Here is a 4,463-nt window from a genome sequence, read left to right on the forward strand (position 1 = left end):
TCCCCTCCACTGAGGTGCGCATAGCCGCCCCGGACGACGCGCCCGCCCCGGCGAATGGACGCACCGGCGAAATTTTGGTCCGCGGCCCTCAGATCTTCGTCGGCTACCACAACGATCCCGAGGAGACGGCCCAGGCCTTCACGGAAGACGGCTGGCTCCGCACGGGCGACTTGGGATACTGGGACGACGGCTTCCTCGTGATGGCGGACAGGGCAAAGGAGCTCATCATCAACGGCGGTTTCAACGTCTATCCGTCGCAGGTCGAAGAGGCGATCAAGGGGATGCCGGGAGTGCGCGACGTCGCCGTCGTCGGAATGCCCGAAGATTCGCGGGATTCGCGCGGAGAATCCGTTGTCGCCGCCCTTGTGCTCGAGCCTGGGGCGGCCGTCGACCTCGACGCCGTCAGGCGCTGGACCCAGGACAAGCTTTCCCATTACGCGATGCCGCGGTCGATAGCCGTTGTGGCAGACCTGCCCCGTTCGCAGCTCGGCAAGGTCCTTCGGCGAAGCGTCCGCGAACAATTGCAGGGCTTCGAATTGAAGGCAGGCCAGTGGCGCGCGAAGGCCTCGGAGCTCACAGGGGCGACCGGCGAGGCGTTCGAGGCTTTCGTCTCCCGGCTCCAAGAGCAGTACTCGGTGACTCGCGAGCAGCTGAGCGACTGGCTCGCGTCCAAAGGCGAGAGTCTGGAAGGGCTGCGCTCGCGATTCGCCGAGCGCACTCCCTCGCCAGATTCCGTCCGCGCCTGGTTCGCCGAGAATTTCAGCATCGAAGGCCTGAAGGCGTGGCTCTCGTCCAAGACTCAGCAGAACTCGCCGGACAAAGGCAATCGGATCGGCCCCGACGCGGGCGGCCAGCCGGCGTAGGAGGCCAGCCGGCGCAACAGAACCAGCCGGAGCGTCCGAGATCAGGTGGCCTAACCGAGGTCAGCCGGAGCATCCGAGATCAGTCGGCGACCGGTGCCGCCGTCATGCCAACAAAATCTTTCAGGGCAGGCTGCAAATTCTTCTGAGGCTGGCTACAGATTCTTCTGGGGCAGGCTGCCGCCGAACGGTCGGTCAGGCCGGATAGCGTTCCTCGAACCACGCAACCACCGTGTCGAGGTGTGGGGCCGGCCAAGGAAGTGCGGGCCGCCCTCGATCTGGACGAGCTCGCCCCGGGCACGTCGACGAACTGGCTGAGGATGGAGAAGGGGACCACTTCATCCTGGTCGCCCACCGGGGAATGGCCAGTCTCGCGGGTTGCTCCTCGACGAAGAGTAAGCACGGCCATTCGAGCACCGCTTGGGGCGTGTCGATCACCGTCTCTGTCTCCAGCCGCTCATCGGTCACCGAGTACTCGGCCATCATTCCCCGGATATAGCGTTCAAGGTCGATGAGCGGCGACACCGGCCAAGCGCACTCGAACGTACCGGCGGGCGTGTCGCACAGGGAGAAGCAGGCGCCGATGCTGCCCGCGAGCAGATCGACCTCGGTCGACTGGCTGCGGGCCAACTGAGCGAACGCCCTCACTTCGGGACTCGCCGCTATAGCGGTGAACGCCTTGCCGTCCGGTCCAGCTCGCCGCATCCGCACGCTGGAAAACGGCGGAGAGCGCATCCCCGCCTGAGCGGCTCAGATCATCACGCCAAGGTTTGCCGAATCTGCGACTGCGTCTCGGTGGCGACGACCTCGGCCGTCGCGCCGTTCACGAGAGGCATGAACGGGGCGACGTGGCCGCATTCGACGTCGGCAATGATCGGTACGCCCAGGCCGCCCAAAGCGTCGATGACGGCGTCGTACTGGTTCATGTCCGCGCAATCCGTGGCATTCGTCCGTCCAACGAGAACGGCGGCCGCAGATTCGAAGAAGCCCGCCAGGCGCATCCCGTGGAGCGTTCTGCACACCTCGTACGCGTCCGCGTTGGCCGCTTCGACGTATACGATGAGCGGATCCCCGGTGGAGCGGGCGAGTTCGGACACCCTGCCGAACGGCGTTCCGGCCAGGTTTCCCAGAGTCTCGATGCATCCGCCGATGAGCCTGCCCCGCACGCGCACGTCTCCCGCGTCGTCGAGCCGCACCCAATAGGCTTCTTCCGTAAGCTCGAACTCTGCAACTTCGGGAAACGTCTCGTAAAGAACGTAACCTTCACGGTATTTGTCGGGAGCGTCCTGAGTGAACGAGGCTCCCCGGGGAAGCGAAACGACGTCCATCCAGCCGACGAGGCCTTCAGGCACCGCGAACGGCGTGTCAAGGAGGCTGTTTCCGTGCACGGTGGCGACGCCGGCATTCAAGGTGAGCGGCAAAAGAAGGGTTGAAATGTCTGAATAACCGATGACCCACGTCGGCTCGGCCTCGGCCAGGGCCTGCCAATCGAGACAGGGTATAAGATCGATGGCCAACTCACCGCCCCACGGCGGAATGACGGCGCGAATCTCCGGATCGAGAAGGAAATCCTGCAATTCCCGCGCACGTTCCCGGGCGGGCGCGGACGTGGCCCCGTTTCCGTCCATGCACTCGCCGATAAGAACCTCAAATCCTCGGGAGCGCACGGTTTCCACGGCAAACTCCAGCCTGGGCTTCAAGGCGGGAGGCACACCGCCCGACGGCGACGTGACGGCCACTGTGTCGCCAGGGTCGAGGGGCTTGGGGAAACGCAGCTTCATTTGAGGGACTCCGGCGGATTCTCGCGCAGTTCGCGGATTGCATTCTCGAAATCGTCCAACGAATCGTAGTTCGAATAGACCGACGCAAAACGCAGGTACGCGATCGTGTCGAGTTCGCGCAGCGGCTCGAGGATCGTCAAGCCGATCTCGTGCGCCTCTATCTGCGAAGCCCCGTTGGCCCGAATTCGCTCCTCGACCAGCTGGGCGAGCCTCGCCAGGTCGTCTTCGCTTACAGGGCGGCCCTGGCAAGCCTTTCCCACCCCGCTTATGATCTTCTCTCTGGAGAAAGGCTCGTAGGCGCCCGACCGCTTGATCACCTGAAGACTCGCCGTTTCGATCGTCGTGAATCGTCGATTGCACTGAGGGCACTGACGGCGCCGCCTAATCGCCTGACCGTCATCGCTGGCGCGCGAGTCGATCACGCGAGACTCTGGATGTCGACAGAAAGGGCACCGCATTCTTCAACATTAATCGCGCGCGCGCCAGTGCGGCAAACATTCGTGCCGAATAGCCGCCAAATCTGTCTATCGACGGCCCCCGGACCGAGGCTTCCCCTACCCCGGTCCGGGGACTAGCTCATCGGTAATGGGGCAACACAAGCTTCTGTCCGGGTTTCACGTCGCGCGAACCCAAAGAATTCAACTGTGCGATATCCGTGACCGCCCTTGGAGTGCTGGGGGCGCCGTCGATTCGGGCGGCGATCGCCCACAGCGTGTCCCCCGATTGAACGACAACCGTTTGCCGTTCGGCGGGAAGCAAAAGACTTCCCACGACGAGGCCCATGACGACCACGGCCGTGCAGGCGAGAGCGGCGAAGGCGGCTCGAAGCGCTCGCGCGCCAAACGCCCTAGGAGCCAAAGACCCGCTGCCCGCTGGCGCCTTTTTGTTCCCACGCCGCGGGGGCGTCGCTACGCGGGGACTGCGTCCTTCGCGAAGCAGGGCGAGACGGCCGGCCGACTGGGCTTTCGCATCGCCGACTTTGCCTTCGTCGGGCGTAGCCGCGGTGGGAACAACCCGAAGGCGCGGACCCGGCAATGCCCGCTCCGACCGTTCGCCGTCGCGCAAGGTGCGATCGAAGCGATTGCCGCGCGCATCCTCGCAGCATCGCCGAACATTCGGACCGACGGCTTTCAACCGCCGAGCGCCTTTCCCGCGCTGAGCCGCCTGCTTCGGTTCGCCGTCTGCCGGAATCCGCAGAACGCTCATACCTTCACCTCGAACTTTCGTTCATCGAACATGTGTTTATACACGATAGCGAGCGATCGAACACTTGTCCAGTCTTGTCGCTCGAACGCTTTCCCTGAACAAATGTTTGCCCTTTCGTATCGTTGCCGGTAGGCTGATGACATAAGTCAATCGCGCCCCTCCGACACTTTTTTGGGGCTTTCACCGGAGGTGATGATGGTCAGACGCCGAACAGCCCTGACTGAACGTCAGAAGGAAGTGCTCAACGCCCTTCGCTCGGAGCTGCTCAAGAACCGCTACGCCCCGACCATTCGGGAAATCGCCGACCGCTGCGGCTTTTCGTCGACGTCGTCGGTCAAATACCAGCTCGACGCTCTCGAAGACAAGGGGTACATCGTGCGCGACCCCAGGCGTCCGCGCACGATTCTCTTGACCGAGCTGGGCTTGGAGAACACCCACCGCAGGCTTTACGCCGATTACACGAGCGCCGGCGTTCCGAGGGGTGCGGCGGCAGAGGAGCCGAAGACGTCCGCGGAGGACTTCCACGTCGACCCCTCGGTCAACGTCCCGGTTGTCGGGCGCATCGCGGCGGGATCGCCGATATTGGCCGACCAGGTGGTCGAGGAGGTTCTCCCCT

Annotated in this window: 6 protein-coding genes; 3 read left to right on the forward strand and 3 right to left on the reverse strand. The window is 64.0% G+C overall.

Features of this window, described 5'->3' with window-relative positions; all coding sequences use genetic code 11:
- Positions 1 to 863: AMP-binding enzyme (locus tag ACO48X_RS09720; RefSeq protein ID WP_485001891.1), on the forward strand; the 863-nt coding region annotated here is incomplete at its 5' end.
- A 192-nt stretch (positions 864 to 1,055) separates the two neighbouring features.
- On the opposite strand, the gene ACO48X_RS09725 is transcribed toward ACO48X_RS09720, so the two are convergent.
- The 3 genes from ACO48X_RS09725 to nrdR form a co-directional block, all read right to left on the reverse strand.
- Entirely contained in the window at positions 1,056 to 1,508 is a 453-nt protein-coding gene (locus ACO48X_RS09725) for a hypothetical protein (protein WP_485001892.1), read from the reverse strand.
- Positions 1,509 to 1,618: 110 nt separating this feature from the next.
- The gene (locus ACO48X_RS09730; protein ID WP_485001893.1) at positions 1,619 to 2,641 is read right to left on the reverse strand and encodes a S66 family peptidase; all 1,023 of its coding nucleotides are present in this window, start codon (positions 2,639 to 2,641) and stop codon (positions 1,619 to 1,621) included.
- Positions 2,638 to 3,099, reverse strand: a complete 462-nt coding sequence (nrdR, locus tag ACO48X_RS09735; protein WP_485001894.1) for a transcriptional regulator NrdR — start codon at positions 3,097 to 3,099, stop codon at positions 2,638 to 2,640. The genes ACO48X_RS09730 and nrdR overlap by 4 nt, the downstream gene beginning before the upstream one ends.
- A 265-nt stretch (positions 3,100 to 3,364) precedes the next feature.
- Here nrdR and ACO48X_RS09740 point away from each other — a divergent pair, with 265 nt between their 5' ends.
- Both ACO48X_RS09740 and ACO48X_RS09745 read left to right on the forward strand, forming a co-directional pair.
- A complete protein-coding gene (locus ACO48X_RS09740) occupies positions 3,365 to 3,979 on the forward strand; it encodes a hypothetical protein (RefSeq protein WP_485001895.1) in 615 nt (204 codons plus the stop codon).
- A gap of 60 nt (positions 3,980 to 4,039) precedes the next feature.
- Positions 4,040 to 4,463 (forward strand): LexA family protein (locus tag ACO48X_RS09745; RefSeq protein WP_485001896.1); only part of this gene is annotated, 424 nt, incomplete at its 3' end.

It is taken from the genome of Peptidiphaga sp. (genome assembly GCF_057238965.1).